This window comes from Mesorhizobium sp. AR07, assembly GCF_024746815.1.
In the GTDB taxonomy this organism is placed as follows: domain Bacteria; phylum Pseudomonadota; class Alphaproteobacteria; order Rhizobiales; family Rhizobiaceae; genus Mesorhizobium.
This window is the reverse complement of record NZ_CP080529.1, coordinates 253,646-271,606: the sequence shown is the minus strand read 5'-3', so window position 1 is coordinate 271,606 and position 17,961 is coordinate 253,646. Positions and strand designations below refer to the sequence as shown.

14 protein-coding genes and 3 pseudogenes are annotated in these 17,961 nt (G+C 60.4%); 13 read left to right on the top strand and 4 right to left on the bottom strand.

What is annotated here, in order from left to right; all coding sequences use genetic code 11:
- Positions 1 to 230 precede the first annotated feature (230 nt).
- Positions 231 to 530 (bottom strand): CHASE3 domain-containing protein, encoded by a 300-nt coding sequence (locus tag BPNPMPFG_RS42440; RefSeq protein WP_258599272.1) that lies wholly within the window; start codon positions 528 to 530, stop codon positions 231 to 233.
- Between the two features lie 396 nt (positions 531 to 926).
- Between BPNPMPFG_RS42440 and BPNPMPFG_RS42435 the strand changes: the two genes are divergently transcribed.
- The 5 genes and pseudogenes from BPNPMPFG_RS42435 to BPNPMPFG_RS42415 all read left to right on the top strand — a co-directional run bounded on the left by BPNPMPFG_RS42435 (position 927) and on the right by BPNPMPFG_RS42415 (position 6,829).
- Positions 927 to 1,067, top strand: a complete 141-nt coding sequence (locus tag BPNPMPFG_RS42435) for a hypothetical protein (protein WP_258599271.1) — start codon at positions 927 to 929, stop codon at positions 1,065 to 1,067.
- A gap of 529 nt (positions 1,068 to 1,596) precedes the next feature.
- On the top strand, positions 1,597 to 2,442 hold the full coding sequence (locus BPNPMPFG_RS42430) for an N-formylglutamate amidohydrolase (RefSeq protein ID WP_413776979.1): 846 nt from the start codon (positions 1,597 to 1,599) through the stop codon (positions 2,440 to 2,442).
- Positions 2,439 to 4,292 (top strand): flavohemoglobin expression-modulating QEGLA motif protein, encoded by a 1,854-nt coding sequence (locus tag BPNPMPFG_RS42425; protein ID WP_258599270.1) that lies wholly within the window; start codon positions 2,439 to 2,441, stop codon positions 4,290 to 4,292. Before BPNPMPFG_RS42430 ends, BPNPMPFG_RS42425 begins: the two co-directional genes overlap by 4 nt.
- A gap of 9 nt (positions 4,293 to 4,301) precedes the next feature.
- The gene (locus BPNPMPFG_RS42420; protein WP_258599269.1) at positions 4,302 to 5,348 is read left to right on the top strand and encodes a glutathione synthetase; all 1,047 of its coding nucleotides are present in this window, start codon (positions 4,302 to 4,304) and stop codon (positions 5,346 to 5,348) included.
- A gap of 191 nt (positions 5,349 to 5,539) precedes the next feature.
- A pseudogene (locus BPNPMPFG_RS42415) lies at positions 5,540 to 6,829 on the top strand (NRAMP family divalent metal transporter).
- Positions 6,830 to 7,327: 498 nt separating this feature from the next.
- Here the strand turns inward: BPNPMPFG_RS42415 and BPNPMPFG_RS42410 are convergent.
- From BPNPMPFG_RS42410 to ku, 3 genes are all read right to left on the bottom strand, one after another.
- Positions 7,328 to 9,307: an ABC transporter ATP-binding protein/permease gene (locus tag BPNPMPFG_RS42410; RefSeq protein ID WP_258599268.1), complete on the bottom strand. Its 1,980-nt coding sequence runs from the start codon at positions 9,305 to 9,307 to the stop codon at positions 7,328 to 7,330.
- A gap of 407 nt (positions 9,308 to 9,714) precedes the next feature.
- Entirely contained in the window at positions 9,715 to 9,903 is a 189-nt protein-coding gene (locus BPNPMPFG_RS42405) for a helix-turn-helix domain-containing protein (protein ID WP_258599266.1), read from the bottom strand.
- 35 nt (positions 9,904 to 9,938) lie between these two features.
- On the bottom strand, positions 9,939 to 10,850 hold the full coding sequence (gene ku, locus BPNPMPFG_RS42400; RefSeq protein WP_495885017.1) for a non-homologous end joining protein Ku: 912 nt from the start codon (positions 10,848 to 10,850) through the stop codon (positions 9,939 to 9,941).
- Between the two features lie 144 nt (positions 10,851 to 10,994).
- Here ku and BPNPMPFG_RS42395 point away from each other — a divergent pair, with 144 nt between their 5' ends.
- From BPNPMPFG_RS42395 to BPNPMPFG_RS42360, 8 genes and pseudogenes are all read left to right on the top strand, one after another.
- Complete coding sequence (locus BPNPMPFG_RS42395) at positions 10,995 to 11,855, top strand: SDR family NAD(P)-dependent oxidoreductase (RefSeq protein ID WP_258599538.1); 861 nt, start codon at positions 10,995 to 10,997, stop codon at positions 11,853 to 11,855.
- Positions 11,819 to 11,971, top strand: a pseudogene (locus BPNPMPFG_RS42390) (curlin); the annotation flags it as partial. The gene BPNPMPFG_RS42395 and the pseudogene BPNPMPFG_RS42390, both read left to right, overlap by 37 nt.
- A gap of 71 nt (positions 11,972 to 12,042) precedes the next feature.
- Positions 12,043 to 12,444 carry a curli-like amyloid fiber formation chaperone CsgH gene (gene csgH / locus BPNPMPFG_RS42385; RefSeq protein ID WP_258599265.1) on the top strand — a complete coding sequence of 134 codons (402 nt, stop codon included), beginning with the start codon at positions 12,043 to 12,045 and terminating at the stop codon, positions 12,442 to 12,444.
- A 172-nt stretch (positions 12,445 to 12,616) separates the two neighbouring features.
- Positions 12,617 to 13,030 carry a curlin gene (locus BPNPMPFG_RS42380; protein ID WP_258599264.1) on the top strand — a complete coding sequence of 138 codons (414 nt, stop codon included), beginning with the start codon at positions 12,617 to 12,619 and terminating at the stop codon, positions 13,028 to 13,030.
- Between the two features lie 406 nt (positions 13,031 to 13,436).
- On the top strand, positions 13,437 to 13,712 hold the full coding sequence (locus tag BPNPMPFG_RS42375) for a hypothetical protein (protein ID WP_258595488.1): 276 nt from the start codon (positions 13,437 to 13,439) through the stop codon (positions 13,710 to 13,712).
- 716 nt (positions 13,713 to 14,428) lie between these two features.
- The gene (locus tag BPNPMPFG_RS42370) at positions 14,429 to 14,749 is read left to right on the top strand and encodes a hypothetical protein (RefSeq protein WP_258599263.1); all 321 of its coding nucleotides are present in this window, start codon (positions 14,429 to 14,431) and stop codon (positions 14,747 to 14,749) included.
- 935 nt (positions 14,750 to 15,684) lie between these two features.
- Positions 15,685 to 16,731: a LacI family DNA-binding transcriptional regulator gene (locus BPNPMPFG_RS42365; protein ID WP_258599262.1), complete on the top strand. Its 1,047-nt coding sequence runs from the start codon at positions 15,685 to 15,687 to the stop codon at positions 16,729 to 16,731.
- Between the two features lie 193 nt (positions 16,732 to 16,924).
- A pseudogene (locus BPNPMPFG_RS42360) lies at positions 16,925 to 17,939 on the top strand (SIS domain-containing protein).
- The last annotated feature ends 22 nt before the right edge of the window (positions 17,940 to 17,961 follow it).

Genomic DNA, 17,961 nt, shown 5'->3' with positions numbered 1-17,961 from the left:
CGAGGATAGCCTTCTCGCGCGCTTTCATCGCTGCAATTTCCGTACGCAGATCGTCCATCTCTGGTCTTGCCGTCCATCTCTGGTCTTGCCAGTGTTGAGGGCGACCAGACACGCGGCCATTTGCAAGCCTTGTGCGCGGCGCATTGCGATGACTTTTTCAGTTCATCCAGCTTGCGTCGGGCTATTTCGTGCAGCCGCCCGACCCCGCTGAATTTTTCGGGATCAACGCATCAAGGTTTTGCAAGCTGGGTTCGATCTCCCCAAGAGCTTTGTCGTAGGGCATCAGATAGGCGTCGTCCCTCGGTGATGACAAAACCGCGTTGGCCGGTTTCGGCGTCCTGAAGCAACGATGGTACCTTATCCATCGCCGCCAGTGCGGTCATCGAATGCTCGACCATGACATGAGCCTGACGCGCCGCGGCATTGAATTCGTAGGTGACGACACAACTGATAGCGAGCGCCACCACTAACGGCATCGATCGCAACATAAAGGCTGGGTGGAGGAGTGCCTTGAGGCGGGTTGCCGCCATGCTTTCTCCAGTGTACGCGAAGTGCTTTGGCAACATAGCGCGCATGGCTGAGCGAGACGAGCAGCACGGCAAGCGTGGGCACGTCTGAATGGCATTCCCTCGACGCGGCATGTTTTGGCCGGCGCTTGCAACTCGTCGGTTTCCGACCGCGGATCCGTGAGCGCCGACGGGCGATGGGAACTGGGGAGTATTCGCGACCACGTTGTGCCTCAGCGTCAAGCAGAATCCAAATCTTGTCTTCGACTCGCAAACGACCTCTCATGCATGGAAGCCCTCCAGTGCATTCGCTGCCAGCCAGTCGGAACAGGAACCGCTGGCTGTCCGGCGCGTTCCAGAGGATGCGAATCCGTAAATCCCAAACCCGATCGCGGTGCAGGCAACCAGAAGGAGCGAGCCGTGGTTGAAGACCTCAAGACCAAAACGAATGACGCGCGTCAGGGCGAAACCAGTGGCCACATGAGATGGGTTTTAGGAATATCGTTAGCTGCGGTGGTCGTCGGCTTTTCCGCAACTTATTTCTGGACCCGCTTTGCATAGCACACAACCCGCCGCGCTATACCAATTGGAGATTTTTCAATGGCCAACACCCATCCAAGGACCACCGCATTTCCGACCAGGAAGCTTTGCGCATTGCCGAGCGGACCGACGTGTCCCCACAGCAGGCCGTTGCGGCACTGGAGTATCAGGCGCGATCGGTGGCTGGCGATGGCTCGCGGCTCACAATCATGTTCAAACTGCTCCGCCGTCCGCCCGCTGGAGGTCCATCAGCCAAGGTTCGCGCTGGGCGTCCAAACCTGATGGGTTGATGTCGCTAGGGGCAAGATTAAGAGCGCCGAAGTGACATGGCGCCAATAGCGTGTCGCTTCTCTAAATTGATGTCCAGGGGATGAGTGTTTGCGACAATCGGATCGCCGCGAACGACGATGTCTTGCAAGAGATACTGCATGCTGCAAAGCTCCTCAGTGTTAGAACTCACGGATATGGACATCGCTCATAGATCCATCCAATTCCTTGCCCGACGGAGATGTAGGGGCGCCGGTTCTGCCAGCGGCCTCCGCAAGCGCTCATGATTTCATTCCCCGACGCCACGAAGCCCCCAAGCCGGCACTCGTGCCCCGATATTGGCGGGCGTGCGCTGTGGTCGGTTGATCGCGGCGTGTCCCCAATCATCGGCACGGCAATCCACAATGGCGGTCATGTCCGCGAGGAAACGCTTGAGTTGATGGCACTGGCGTACGACGAACGCCTGCGCGAGGAAGATCCCTTCACGGACATGGTGATCCGCGACGTACCCAACCGCGTCGTTTTCCATCGTTCGCGCTTTGAGATCGATCTTAATCGCGAGCGCGACGGCGCAGTGTATCTGACGCCGGAACAGGCGTGGGGCCTCAAGGTGTGGCGAGTGGCGCCGCCAAGCCAAATCGTCGAGGGTTCGCTGCGGGTGCACGACGCGTACTATGCGATGCTACGGCAGATGCTGAGCGGCATCGAAGCAGACCATGGCCGCTTCGTCCTCCTCGACATCCACAGCTACAACCATCGCCGCGCCGGGCCGGATGGGCCCCCTACCAATCCGGAGGCCGCGCCCGACATCAACATCGGCACCTCCTCAATGGACCGCGCCCGCTGGGCGCATATCGTTGATCCTTTCATCGATGCCCTCCGCGCCTTCGTGTTTTGCGGCCGACGGTTGGATGTGCGCGAGAATGTTGCCTTCCAGGGCCGTGGCGAACAGACGCGTTTCGTGCATGAGAATTTCCCCACGACCGGATGCGCCATCGCCATCGAATTCAAGAAGTTCTTCATGGACGAGTGGACGGGTGAGCCGGATCTCGAAGCCTTGGCGGCGATGCGAGCGATGATCACGGCAACGCTGCCGTTGCTTGAGGGGCGATTGCTGACCGTACCATGAACAAAGCCGCCGCCAAATCCGATCAGGCGTTGTTGGCCGATATCCTCGCCGCACTCGAATCCGGACAGCCCATCCGCCGCGATCTGGGAAATGGCGGCCGGCTGCACATCGACAGGCCGTTGCCATTTCTGTGCGTGCATATGACGCGACGAAACGACTCGGCCGCCCGCGACGTGGTTTCCGCAAGCGCATCATATCTGATCGCGCGCAATCTGCGTACCGCCGCGATGATAGCCGACGCTGTCGGCGCGGCCATGACCAAGCGCTTCGGTGCGTTCGTGCTGCTCGATATCGGCGAGTTGGAGCGCGACCGGATGAGCGGGGATGCACCCTATCTGCCGCCCTTCGAGGTCTTCCTGACGGCTTCGCCGGAGCCTCCCGTGCAGGCAGCGCTGTCAGCGCTTGCGGCGGGAATAGAAGGCGTCGACGCTAGGTTCCGCCGGCCGCGGATCGAGCGCCTGGCCGGCGACCAGCACGCGAAGCTTGCCCGGCTGCTGCCGAAATTCCCCTGTGTGACCCTTCGCTTCGCGCCGATCTACCGGGTGCCGGAATCCGACGCGATCTATCCCGAACTGCGCAAGCGGTTGATCGCCAATATGGTCGACGCCGGGCTTCAGGCTATGGCCGCGTACGTCACGGCTACCAAGGCAATGGCGCTGTCGACCCATCGCTCGCTCGGCCGGCGCGCGTTCGTCAATGCCGTCAGCCGCGCTGACAAGGCGATGGACGAGATCGCCACCTCGTTCGACTTCCTGCTCGCAGTGACGCCGATCAATGCTGGCGCGGCCTGGGCGGAGTTCAAGGCGGGCGGCTTCGCGAAAGCGCCGCGCTTTCTCTATCGTCCGCTGACGGTTCAGGTCGAGTTTCAGAAGAGGGCGCTATTCTCGATCGGGCTCGACCATTTCGAGGATCCGGTCCTGCTCGATCTCTATCGCGAGAAACAGCAGGAACTGGATCTGCAACTGTCGATGCTGACAGCTCGCGAAACGCCGCGCTTCCTCGAATTTAGCCGGGCGCTCTACGGCCCTGTCGAGCCGTCCTTGCTGGAGGCCGCAAACGATATTCTCACCGCGACTGCCCGCAAGCGCGTCGCAAAGCCTGGCGACGATGACGTGGGTTCGGCCTTCGTGGAACGCAAGGCGCTGGCGATGATCAATGGCTATACCGGCCAGAATGGAGACTTCGCAGCCATTGTCGAGATGCGCGACGATCTGCCGGCCGGACTGATGGTCTCCAACGGACGTCTGCTGATTGCGCGCAGCACCGTGATGTCGCGCGGGCGCGTCGAGGCGCTGCTCAGCCATGAGGTAGGAGTGCATCTGCTGACCTATTTCAATGGCTCAGCGCAGGGGCTGCGGCTGTTCCGCTCGGGGCTTGCCGGCTATGAGGGTGCGCAGGAGGGACTAGCCGTGCTGGCGGAGTTTCTGGTGGGGGGCATGACCGTGGCGCGGCTGCGCCTGATCGCCGCCCGCGTCGTTGGCTGCGCCGCGATGCTGGATGGCGCGAGCTTTCCTGAAACCTTCGCCTCGCTGGTGCGCGAGCACGGCTTTGCCGAAACCCAGGCATTCAACCTCACTTTGCGGCTCTATCGGGGCGGCGGTTTGGTCAAGGACGCGATCTATCTGCGCGGACTGCTTGAAGTGCTGCATCATCTGCGCAGCGGCGGCTCGCTCGATCCGTTCTGGATGGGTAAGATCGCCGCCACCCATTTCAGTGTCATGCAGGAATTGAGCGCACGCGGCCTGCTCAAGACGCCGCAGTTCAGGCCTGCTTTCCTCACTCACCCGCAGGCCGAGGCACGCCTTGCCTCCGCTCGCGCCGGTCTCAGTCCCATCCAAATGCTGGTCTAGGAGCCTCCCATGCGCATCGCATTCTTCGTCAATTCGATCGAAGGTGAGACCCCGATCTACACCACCACCTTGCTGGCGCTGGCGGCGCTCGGCCGCGGGCACGACATCTGTTACGTCACGCCCGGCGATTTCGTTCTACGGCCCGACGACAGTCTGATGGTGCGGGCGCTGACCCTGCCGGGAGCCAGCTACAAGAAAGCCGAGACCCTTCACAAGGACCTGCAGGGGGACAAGACGGTCATTGAAACCATCGACGTGGCGGATATCGACGTTCTGTTTCTTCGCAACGATCCATCGCTGGACGCCGCCGAAAGGCCCTGGGCCGCGCAGGTCGGAACCATGTTCGGGCGGCTTGCAGCGCCACGCGGCGTACTGGTAGTCAATGATCCGGACGGGTTGGCCGGGGCGCAGAACAAGCTCTATTTTCAGGACTTTCCGGCGATCGTGCGGCCGACCACGCTGATATCGAAGAACATCGAGGAAATCCGCGCCTTCATCGACGATCAGCGCAAAGGCGTCATCGTCAAACCTCTGCAGGGGTCGGGCGGCAGGCACGTCTTCAAGATCACATCTCCAAAGGATGCCAACCTCAACCAGATCTTCGAAGCGGTCAGCGGAGAAGGTTATCTCATCGTCCAGGCCTTCATCCCGGAAGCCGCCGAAGGCGATATCCGATTTTTCCTGATGAATGGCCGGCCGCTGCGACGGGAGGGCAAATACGCAGCCTTTCGCCGTGTGCCCGCCAAGGGCGAAATCCGGTCCAACATCCATGCCAATGGGACGCCACAGCGGGTCGACATCACGCCTGAAATTCTCGCCATCGCCGAGACGGTGCGGCCCAAGCTCATCCATGACGGCATGTTTCTGGTGGGGCTCGATATCGTCGGATCAAAGATCCTTGAGATCAACGTCTTCACCCCAGGCGGGCTCGACAACATTTCGCAAATGTACAAGACCAACTTTTCCGAAAGCGTCATCGCGGCGCTGGAGGAGAAGATCGCCATGCGCGCGGCCTATGGGCGCTCGGTGACCAATCGGGAGTTGAATACGCTTTAGAAACAGCATCGCCGCCGTTGCTGATGCAGCAATGCTTAGCGTCACGGTACGCGGTACCGAATGTGGACACCTTTTGCTTTGCACCGGTTCCGCGCTGGTTTTCAGCAAATGGTACTATGGCAGGCTGTCGCTTGGAGTTTTTTGTCACGGTGGAGAGTTAGTATCGCGATTGGGCGCGGGGAGGCGGCAGCATGAAAACTAAATCGGCAAGTCCGGTCGTCGGGCCATCAAAGCCACGGCTGCTCGGTTGTGCTGGGACCCGTCTGATCACTGGCGCATCTGATGATGATCCCAGCGGCCTCGCGACCTATTCCCAGACCGGCGCACAGTTCGGGTTCGGCCTAACCTGGACCATGCTGTTCACCTACCCGCTGATGTCGGTGGTGCAGGAAATCAGCGCCCGTATTGGGCGAACAACCGGGCGCGGCATCGCCGGTAACATGCGCGTTTTTTATTCCAATTGGCTCCTGCTGTCGGTCGTCGTGCTGCTGCTCCTCGCCAACATCATCAACATCGGCGCCGATCTTGGCGCCATAGGGTGATGCCCTGAAGCTCATCATCGGGGGGCCAGCTCTCCTCTACGTCGTGCTCTTCGGCGCTATCTCCGTCGTGCTGCAGATCTTCCTCAAATACAGCCACTACGTCTCCGTTCTGAAGTGGCTGACCCTGTCCCTGTTCGCCTATTTTGGCATGGTGTTGTTTGTGCACGTGCCGTGGAACGAGGTCGCGAACGGCCTGTTCATTCCCAGATTCACGCTCGATGCGCCGTTCTGGACCGCGGTGGTCGCGATTTTCGGCACGACCATCAGCCCTTACCTGTTCTTTTGGCAGGCTTCACAGGAGGTTGAAGACCAGAAGGCAAAACCTCTGCGCGAACCCCTCAAGAAAGCACCGGAACAAGTCGAAAACGCAATTCAGCGCATTCGGCTGGATACCTACGTCGGCATGGCGTTTTCCAACATTGTCGCTCTCGCGATCATGATCACGGCTGGCGCTACCCTTCACGCCAAGGGCACTACTGACATCGAATCTACCAGCCAGGCGCCGAAGCGCTCGGCCGGTCGCCGGCGTGTTCGCGCTCGCCATTTTCGCAGTGGGCGTCATTGGGACAGGGGCTGCTGGCAATCCCGGTCCTCGCCGGCTCGGCTGGGTACGCGTTGGGCGAAGCCCGTAAGTGGCCGGTGGGGCTCGAGCGCAAGCCATTGCAGGCCAAAGCTTTCTACGCCACGATCGCGATCGCCACGCTGATTGGCGCGTGCCTCAATTTCACGCCCATCAACCCCATCAAGGCTTTTTATTGGAGCGCCGTGGTCAATGGCGGCGTCGCGGTGCCTGTCATAGCGGTGATGATGCTGATGACGGCGCGGAGCGACGTTATGGGCCGAGTGACTGTGCCGCTGGCCATGCGCTGGATCGGCTGGCTGGCAACCGCCGTGATGGTGGCGGCGGCGGCGGTGATGATTGTCCTGCTCTTCGTTTAATTTGCCCGTTGGCCGTCAAGCACTTTTGCGCTTGCGCGTCCAGCCGTTAGAGGATGTAGCCTGCTTCCGCGGGGCGGGGCGGCGCTGGACAGCTTCGGTCAAAACCATAGCAGTGACGCTGCGCACGCTGACCCTCGGCAAGCCGCAGGTTACCGACGTGCCGTGAGGATGCGCGGGCGGTCAAAGGCAGTCACCTTCCACGTTTTCGATCCGAAACACATCGAGGACGTCCTTGATCGTGACCTGCCAAGCGTTTGGAGGGAGGAGGAGGCGCAGGAAGTTGCAGAGAACAGGCGACGTGGTGCCAACAAGGCCGCCCTAACGCGTGCGGGCAAGGGCAGCGGCGAGGTTCGCGTTTCCAGGAATAACCGGAAAGATGACGCTCCCCGGCCTAAGTTGACGGGCTGGGACGCCTTCGAGGACGAGGGACTGCTGCGCTAACATTGGCCTTGACCGGGGGGTCATTCGTTCGTTTGCGAACCGAGCGTTGGCGTTGGCTCACCCGGAACGCCGACGCCCGAGAAGGCTGGCAAGCAATTTTCGGCCGCCCTTGCGCGGGACAAGATCAATATCGCTGACAAGCTTTGCCCCACCCTTGCGCCGCTCCAACGTGATCTTTCGGCTGTGGTAGGCTTCCAACTCGACCCGATGCGCAACACTGATGATGGTGACCTTCGGCAATTCGTGGATGATGGTCTCCATCATTTTGTCCTGGCTCTTCTCATCGAGTGCTGCCGTCGCTTCATCCAGCACAATGATGTCTGGAGCATGCAAGAGGAGGCGCGCAAACGCGAGCCGCTGCTTTTCGCCACCCGATAGGGTTTGGTCCCATGGCGCATCCTCCTCGATCCTGTCTCTCAGATGACCGAGTCCCACCTTGTCGAGGGCAGCCTTGATCTCGTCCAGCGTCCAGTTGTCGGCGGCGCCGGGATAGGCCGTTGCACGGCGCAGCGTGCCCGAGGGGATGTAGGGACGTTGCGGCAGCATGAACATTCGCTTGTCAGGATGGAAATTGACGCTGCCGCCGCCCCACGGCCATAGGCCAGCGATGGCCCGCACCAGTGTGCTCTTGCCCGAACCGGATTCGCCGGCGACCAGCACCCGCTCGCCCGATTCGATCACGACCTCGGTCTCCCTGACCACGGCTGTGCCGTCGTCGAGCGACACGGAGAGATTTTTCAGGCTGAGCATTGCGTCGCCTTCGGTTTCGCCGTGGCTGATGCGTCCCAGAGCTTGGCTCTGTTCCGCGCGCTCAAGCCCGTCGAGCGACATCATCAGCGAAGCGATGCGCCGCGCCGAAGCGTTCCAATCGGCGAGACGCGGGTAGTTGTCGACCAGCCATCCGAACGCGCCCTGCACGATGGCGAAGGCGGAGGCAGCTTGCATGACCTGTCCAAGCGTCATGCTGCCTTCGAGAAATTTTGGAGCACAAAGCAAGACCGGCACGACCGGCGCAAACAGGCTCGATCCCTGCGACACCAGAGCCGTGCGCATGTGCTGGCCCGTAAGCAGTGCCCATTGCTTGAGCACATGGCCAAAAGTGTTGTCGATGCCGCTGCGCTCCTCCTCCTCGCCGCCGAGCAGTGCGATGCTCTCGCCGTTTTCCCGCACGCGCGACAGCGTGTAGCGGAATTCGGCTTCCACCTGATTCTTCTCCTCGGAGAGCTCGATGAAATGGCGGCCGATGACCACCATCGAGGTGGAGGTGATGGCGGCATAGATCACGGCCGTGACGACGAGGAAGCCGGGAATGGTGACATTCGAGCCTCCGATCGGCAGGGTGAGCGCGCCGCCGATCGTCCAGAGCACCACGATGAAGGTCGAGGCCGAAAGAAATGCCGAAATGACACCGGCGATGAAATCCACGGGCGACTCCGTGGCAATCCGCAAATCTTCCGCGATGCGGGCTTCGGGGTTCTGGTGGTCGCCGCTGATGAGGTTCAACTGATAATAGCGGCCGTTAGCCAGCCAGCGTCCGATGACCGAAGTGGTAAGCCAGGAACGCCAGCGGCGCTGAATGGTCATGCGAATGAAGACTTGCGCAACGACGAGGCTTGCGTTGCCAGCCACGAGCGGCAGGAAAACGACGCTGAGGAAATAGACCGTGTGGGCATTGCGTTGCTCGATTGCGTCGAAAATTGCGCGGTTCCAGACGTTGATCCCATACTGGAAACCGACATTGATGCCGATCAAGGCCAACAGGCCGATTGTGCAAGGCCAGGCGAGCCGATCGCCGTGCCGGCTCCAGTAGCCGCGCGAGCTGATCCAGAACCGCTTCAGCAGGTATTTCTTGCGCGCCTGCTCGACCTGCTCGGGCGTCATCTTCGGATCGGGTTCGATGGCATCAGGTGGCGGCATGGCCTCGCCGAGCACGTCGGACGCGATTTCGACAAGGGGCTCTGCCTGCAGGCGCGGCTTCTTGTTACCGCGTGGCTTGGCGCTGTTGGCCGGTTTCGGTTTGGATTTAGCTTCGGACATTCGGCCGATAACGGCTTAGAAATCAAAAGGTTTCATGATATCCGCTCAAGAAGGCGAATAGACCGAGGCTATGTCTGGCCTGGGCCGATCGAAGGTCTTCTTGAGGATCGTGCTGAGAAGTTCGCCGCCGACCACCGATCGCGCCAAGGATCGCTTGGGTCTCTATCCGGCACGCCTGCCCAAGGCGAGTCCGACATTCCACCGTTTTCGGAACTGGCGAAGATGGTTGGACAAACGAAAGAGCCGTACAACGATCAGAGGTAACGACAACGATGGCTCAACTTCGGTGACGGCTTACATCTCGCTGTTCTGAATAATTCCCGCTTCGCCATCCTGAATATGCGTGCGCGAGACCGTTGACCTTTTGAGCCGGACGCCCTGGCCGCCATGGATCGTCTCGCCATCACTCAGAAAGGCAACCCCAGTTCGAGCGCCGATCGCATCGCAACCAGCATGTCGCCGGCCGGAATGCGCTTGCCCTTCTCGAAATCCCGAACGGTTCCCTCGCTGACCTGCGCTTTGGCGCCAAGCCTGGCTTGTGACCAGTCCAGCAGGGCCTGCGCCGCTCGGCATTGCTCCACAGTCAATTGGGTCACAAACTTCTCCTCAAGCGGCTCTGTGCGCGCTTGGCCTAAGCGACCTTGCGCTTCGAGGTGCTCTTTTTAGGTGTCTTTAAGCCCTCCTGTTTGAGGCTCTTCTTGAGTACCTCGGCCAGATTGATGACATTTTCTTTCGGCTTGGGCACCGCCTTCGGTGGCGACTTGCCCTTGCGCTTCGCGTCAATCATGGCAATCAGCGCATCTTCGTAGGTGTCCTCGAATTTCGAGGGATCGAAAGTGGTCACCTTTTTGTCGATGAGCATGCCGGCGATTTCGAGCAGCTCAGGATCGTATTTCGCCTTGGTCAGACCATCGAAGACACTCTCCTCGGAGACCATCTCATTGTGGTTTCGCAGCTCGGTCATCACCATGCCCTTGCCATATGGCTGGATCACAACTTCCCGGCCGCGCTGATAGAGCACGATGCAGGAGCGGGCTGTGACGCCCTTGCTCTTCATTGCATCGCGGATCACTCCGTAGGCCTCGACGGCCGCGCCGTCGGCTGGAATGAGGTAGTAGGGTTTTTCGAGATAGCGAGTATCGATCTCGTTGATCGCTACAAACTCACCGACCTCCAGCGTGTGATCCGACGTGAGCTTGAGCGCCTTGATGTCGTCGGGCTCGATCTGAAGGAACTCATCCTTCTCGACCTCGAACCCCTTCACCTGGTCCTCGGTTTCGACGGTCTTTCCTGTCTTTTCGTCAGCATAGACACTTTTGACGGGAAGGCCGTCCTTGCGGTTCAAGATCTTGAAATGGATCTTCGAGGCCTCGCTGGTGGCACCGACAATCTTCACGCCACATGTGACCAAACCAACTTTCAAGAAGCCCTTCCAGGCAGCACGCGGCGCGACCATTTTGTTCATCCTTTTTCTGGTCAGGGCAAACGAGTTTCGGTTCAAATCGTTCCTCAAAGGGGCAGGTGTAGCCGGCTCGTTCCACAAAGGTCCGCCGGAGGCTGGACGTCCGATTGCTGTGCGGTGATTGTGGTGATCACTCAGATAAGGTGCTTAAGCAGCCGTTTTGTCGCGGCAAGGATCAACTTTTTCCTCGGATGCACGTTGTGCCCAGCAACCGAGGAGACAGCCATGCCCACTGGGACAAAAACCGACACCTCCAAGACCGTACAAAGGCAGCTGCGAATCCAGAACAAGGTGGATGCTGATGATCGGGCCAAGTCGAAATCGAAACCGGCCGGCGCGATGCAGGCCGGTGCGCGAAAATATCCGGCGCCGCCGTTTCCAAAGCAGCATCACCCGAAACCCGGCCAAGAAGCAGAGATCAAACCAGCTCCGCTCTACGATGCGCCGTTCTGGCGTGGCTCTGCTAAGCTCGAGAGCAAGATTGCCCTGGTCACAGGCGGCGACTCCGGTATTGGGCGAGCAGTCGCGGTCCTTTTCGCACGCGAGGGCGCCGATGTTGCGATTGTGTATTTATCGGAGGATGACGACGCGGAGCTGACGAAGCAGGCGGTTGAGGCCGAAGGCCGCCGCTGTATCATTGTCCGCGGCGATGTTGCGGACCGTGCTTTTTGCCGCAAAGCTGTGGCCAATACGGTCAAGCAACTGGGAGGGCTCGATGTCCTCGTCAACAACGCAGCCTTCCAGGTGCATTCGACCGATTTTGCCGACCTGACGGAGGAGCATTTCGACACCACCCTGAAGACCAACCTCTACGGCTATTTCCATATGGCCCAGGAGGCGGTCGCGCATATGAAGCCCGGATCGGCGATCGTCAACACCGGTTCGACAACGGGGATCAACGGCTCGAAGGAGCTGATCGACTACTCGATGACCAAGGGTGGCATTCACGCCTTCACAAGGGCCCTATCGGGCAACCTCATCGACAAAGGCATTCGCGTCAACGCGGTCGCACCCGGTCCGGTTTGGACGCCGCTCAACCCCTCGGAGAAGCAGGCCAGTTCGGCTCCAACCACACCACCATCCTGACCCAGGACGGCAACGGCAACATCGCCGCCGGCGTGCAGGTTGGCCACGGCTGCGATGCCAACGTCAGCCAGGGCGGCAGCGGCAACGTCGCCGCTTTCGTCCAGGCCTGCCCGTAGACAGCAGTGCCGGCCGGGTGGCCGCGGAACGATTTCGCGGCCACGGCCACCGAACGCCAAGGAGACGAACCATGCCCCGCATCGTCAAGCATTCCCGCTCCGTCATAACGGCACTCGCCCTGGTCTTAGTCTCGGCCGGCGCGCTGGCGACCATGGCCACCGCCGACCAGTCCGTCGAACCGGTGCGCTGCGAGATCCGCGCCACGCCGCAAGGCGGCATGGTCTCGCTGGAGGCGCTCGCCCATGCCGACAGAAACGTGAGCGGCACCTATTCCTTCCATGTCGAAAGCGCCGGCCGGTCCGGCGGCACCAATATCGAGCAGGGCGGCGCCTTCAGCGCCGCGCCCGGCAAGCCTGCCACGCTCGGCGCTGTCACGCTCGACGCGAAGGGCGCTGTCTTCGACGCCAGGCTCAAGGTCACGGTCGATGGCAAGAGCATCGGCTGCGCCGAGCGGGTCGGCGGCGCGACCTGATCGCATCGCTAGATTTACGAACAGGGCGTCGGCATTCGGCGCCCCTTTCTATGTGGGCCAAGCGAGGAGAAAAAATGACTGAACGACAGCTGAACGACCGATTCCAGCAGGGTTCAGCCACGAGATGAGAAGGTTGGCCATAGGCTGAGGCAGCCGGAAAATGGAGATCAAGATGACCCGCAATATGTTCAAAACCCTTACCGCCGCTCTCGTTGCCGGCGGCATCGGCCAGGCGGCGCTGTCCGCACCGGCTTATGCGGGCGGCTGGGTTTCGGTGACATTTGCTCCTGACAACGCCCGCGACGCCGGCGCCCTGGCGACTGGCCTGCGCGTCTATTCGCTCTATCGCGGCCTGCGCGGCGCCAGCATCCGCCAGTTGGGACACGGCAACGCCGCCGGCATCGGGCAAAACGGCGGCGGCAATCTGGGCATCATCCAGCAGGAGGGCAACGGCCATTCCGCCACCCTGCAGCAGAACGGCAATGACAACGCCTACGGCATTTTCCAGTTCGGCAGAAACACCGACGCGAATGTTGTTCAGAACGGCGATGGCGGCGGCGGCGCCACCTTCAGCTACGGTTGGTAGCAGGCGAAGACCAATCGAGACTTGGCCCGGAGATTATCGTTGCGCGTCGCCAGCGGCTCGCTTGCCTGTGGCGGCTCAGCGCCGACCTCAAGGGGCCTCCTCGCTATCCAACTTGGAGCATGAAGGTGCACCTGTTGAAGCCCTCGGAATTGCTCGAACGGGGGTTGCTGATTCTTGGCGCGCTTCATCCATGCCTCGCAAGAGCGATTGCGCGCGAATGCGCCGAGCAACCCAGCAAAGTCTTGTCGGAAAAGAGACATTTGCCGCAATATCATTTCAATGATGTATCGATTTGTGAAGCGACATCCTAATATTCGCCATCATTTAGGTGTCGCTTATAAGGCGTTAGAATCCGCACCTGATTGCAAACGACGGTCGGGGCAAAAGAGTAGGGAAGGATAATTTCATGAGCTTCAAAACTGCCTGCTTCGGCGCACTTGCTTTCACCATTGTCGGCGGCGCAGCGCTTGCCGGCGCGCTCGACGAACCCAAGATGATGGCGCCGTTCTACACCGACGCGAGCATGAAGACGATGAAGCCGGACGCCGATATGAAAAAGGCCTGGGCGGGCATGGCTAAGGCCGATCAGGCCAAGATGATGAAGGAATGCAACGACGCGGCGATGAGCAAGCCTCATGCCCAGTTCTGCGAGAAATTGAAGGCACTCGGCGGCTCCAAATAAGCCACGGCATTCGCTAACAATCTGGTGGCGGGCTATGTCCCGCCATCATCATGTCAGGCCGATTTCTTCTGACGTCCGCTGGACACCGATTCGTGGATTGGCGCCTTGAGTATTGCCTCATCTGGCGGCCCTGGCCTGCTCGATCAGGAGCTTCGTCGATGCAAGGTCCGTCGCGCCCGGGAAAATCTGATCGCCGACGACAAAATGTGAGCCTGTCCGGAGTCTAAGCAGTGCTGCCTCGAATGGGCCGCATCAGAAGGATCGATTGAAGCGAATGTCGATTAGAAGCGTGACGCGGCGTGATCTGGCGTGCCCGACGGGTATGGAGCGGGATCATTGTGGATCAAGAACGCTATGACCAGAACCACCATATCTATCAAATACTTGCGCGCCCATCGCGGAGAGTTGGGGCCGTGATCTGGGGTCTGTACCGAGTGACCGCTTGTGATCTTCCACGCTTGGGCATGATCGCATTTGCACAGTACCCTGACGTCCCGATCGACCACGGGTTCCGAACGCTTATCTTTCTAGCTCACGCCCTGGGAACAGCTTGAACGGCTTCTCTGCTACTTCGGCTGAGGCGCTTCGACGCGAGATTCACATGAAGGGTAGGGGCTGCCTAATCACCTCTTTATCAATACTTCACCATAGGGACAACGGTCTCGGAACCTTTCTGATTGATACGGACTTCTGGGATTCACTGCGAATCCAACCAAATGAAGGGCCTCCGCATGAAAGTCACTGCAGCAGGTATCGACCGCATCAAGATCGGCAACGCGGACGCGAGCGGCCAAGGCGCGCAATTCGTCGTTTGGCTTTATCTTCAGGTCGACGAAGGCGGCACACAGACCGGTCAGGAACTGGTGGTGTCCGTGCCGTACGACGCGCATATGACGTTCGACGATCTCGCCACCCAGGCTTTCGAGAAGGCGCACGCCATGCTTCGCGCCTGCTGCGAGATAGATCAGTCCATGTGGTGGAAGCAGTTCAACCGTAGCCTGGCGCCGCTGCCCGAATGGACATCGGGTGCGCAGTAGCTGGCAGACGCCCGAAGCAATGGATGAAATTCAGGAGGAAACCAGCTCCTCACAATCCTTCGCCGGTTTTCGGCGCGCGTTCTTCCGGGTGAATGGGCTAGGCGCTTGCGTTAGCGTCAATTAGGGTTGGCCAATGGCACTATGGTGTAAGCGGACTCGCGGGGAGGGCCAAACTGAATGCGCCCCATAAGGTAGGCAGCTGGGCGACGAGGTCTGACACCGTCACCGCAGACTTTCTCGTCGGACCCGATGGAGCCTTTGAAAGGCTCAGACGCCTATGACGGCTTTGCACCTCATGTCTGCCGTAGGGGTAAGCTTGCCGTTGCCCGAAAGCAGACATCGTCGGCGAATGGGCGAAGGAGGGCTTCGAGGTAAACCTAACGCAGTTCCTGGATGACAAGGCGATTCTGGCGGATCGTATTAGAGAGCGCGCGCCGGCAGACCTGTTCTTCCGCCAGCCCGCGTCCTCATAGTTTACTGGGCCATCAAAGTTGCGCCTCGCAGCGCGCCTGAGAATGGTCCGCTTACTGACAAAGAGCTCGCCCCAACATATAGCACCTCGGCTTGCTACGGCCCGTAGCGCAGGGGTGGTCGCTTCATTGAGGCAACGGCGCGACCGACGTTCACTATCATCAATCGCGGCACGAGTTTGGCTGCAAGGCTCGTCACCCCCATCAATGTTCTGCTCGATGCCAGCGACGTCGCCTTGACCATGAGGGTGAATTCATACCGTATGCTGGCAGTGCAAGGCCATTGACGGCCCCACAAGATGTAAGTGCCTTCGTGGATCAAGATTCCACGCTTGCCAAACAGGCGCGCGTTTCTCGAGTCAGGTGGCAAGAAATTGCGCAAGCCGTGTTGGCAGTTTGAGAATCGGCCGATATGCCGCGCAACAATGCCGGCAAGACAAGCTGAGAATGATGATCTGACGCAATATGCAGGGCGCAAGAGGAATAGCTGTGACGCAGAAAGGGATCACCCTCAAGGACGTTGCCGCCGCCGCCAATGTGTCGCGCGCCACGGCCGCGCGGGCGCTCAACAGCTACGGCTATGTCGGCGATGAGACGGCGCTTCGTGTCATGGAAGCCGCCGAAAAACTGGGGTATCGCGGAAACCTTGTCGCGCAAGCACTTCGCGGCGGACAGTTGCCGATCGTCGGCTTCGTGCCGGGCGATATCCAGAATCCCTTCTTCGCCCGAATCGCGCACGACATTGAGGTGGAGCTGCGCAAGCATCGCCACAATCTGCTGATCGCCAGCAGTGAGGAGAATGTCGAGCAGGAAAAGGAATTGCTGGAGAGCCTGCGCGCGCTCAGCATCCGCGGCTTCATCCTGGCGCCGACGTCAGCGACCGACAGCGAGCACATCCTGCAGTTGGCACGCGAGGGCTTGCCGGTCGTGCTGATCGACCGCGTCGTCAAGGACCTGCAATGCGACAGCGTGGTCGTCGACAATGAGGGCGGCGCGCGCGAAGCCGTCGATTACCTCGTCGCCAATGGTCATGATCGAGTCGGCTTGTTGCGGGACGAATCACGCATCTTCACCGCGCAGGAACGCCTTGCCGGCTACCAGAATTCGCTGCAATCGCACGGCATTGACCTCGACGAATCACTAATCAGCGTGTCGCGCTCGACGGTCGAGCATGCCGTTGACGCCACCATAAGGCTGTTCAGCCGCCGCAACCGTCCGACAGCCCTGTTCACGGTGGACAGCCTGATGACCCAGGGCGCTCTTCTCGGCTTGCGCTCAATGGGTCTTTCAATCCCGCATGACGTGTCGCTGGTCGGCTTCGACGACTTCAATCTCGCCACCTTCACCGACCCGCAGATCACGGTCGTGGCCCAGCCAATCTCCGAGATCGGACCGCTGGCAGCCAAGCTTCTGCTCGAACGGTTAGCCGGCAAGAAGATCGCGCCGCGTCATATCCGGTTCCCGACCCGCCTCATTGTACGCGGCTCGGTCGCACAACTGCACAGGCGCTGACCGCACCAGAGTCTTTCACTTTTCGACAGATTTAATCGCGAGGGGACTTGCCAACCGCGAAAATGCGTGTTCATTATCGCCGTGTGAGATCGGTCTCACATTGATCAGGATCGATCAAAGACTGGTTAGACGGCGCATCGACGCTTGCGCCTGGGCAGAGGCTCTGCCGCATCCGTTTACAAGGAAGAACTACATGCTGAATTTTGATAAGGACCGCTTCATAAGGATCCAGAGCGGTGCCGTCTCCATCGCTGGCGAGGCACGCGCGCTGATGCGCACGCTGCTTGCTGAAGGCGTCGAGCGGCTGTTTTTCATGGGCACCGGCGGCGTGCAGCTTCTGACGCTTCCCGCGATCGAGCTGGCGAAGCGCTATTCCACATTTCCGGTGAGCGCCGAATATCCGGCCCAGGTCGTGCTCGATCCGCCGGCCGGTCTCGACAACAAGGCTGTTGTCGTCATCCCGTCGCTGTCGGGCACGACCAAGGAAGGCGTCGAACTGATGGCTTTCCTCAAGAAGCGAGGCGTACGCACCATCTCGCTCACCGGACATTTGGACACGCCGATCGCGCGGGAAGCAGACCACAATTTCACGAATTTTGCCGAGGACGACACCTCCTCGGAGTCATTCTACCTGCAGACGCTGCTGATCGTCCTGGCGCTGCTGGCCGAGCGCGGCGAATATGACGGTTTCGACGCGGCTGTCGCCGAACTCCAGCTGCTGCCGGGCTTGCTCGCCGATGCGAAGGCTGCCTTCGAGGGCAAGGCCGCCGAGCTGGCCGCGACCATCAAGGACGAGACCTATCACATCTTCACCGGCGCCGGCTCGGTGTGGCCGGAGGCAAATCTATTACGGCATGTGCATCCTCGAAGAGATGCAGTGGATCCGTACCCGCCCGGTGCACGCCGCGGACTTCTTCCACGGCACGCTCGAGCTGGTCGAGCCCGGCGTCAGCGTCTTTGTGTTCAAGGGCGAGGACGCCCTTCGCCCCTTGGCCGACCGGGTCGAGAACTTCGCCAAACGCTACACGGACCGCGTCCGCACGCTGGATGCGGCCTCGGTCAAATTGCCGGGCATCTCCCAGCAGGTGCGCGGCATGATCTCGCCGGTCCTGCTCGCCACCTTGCTCGAGCGGCTGAGCGCGCATCTCGAGGTGCTGCGCAACCACCCGCTGACGACACGTCGCTACTACAAACGCGTTGAATACTGATCCCCTCTCACCTCTGAAGGAG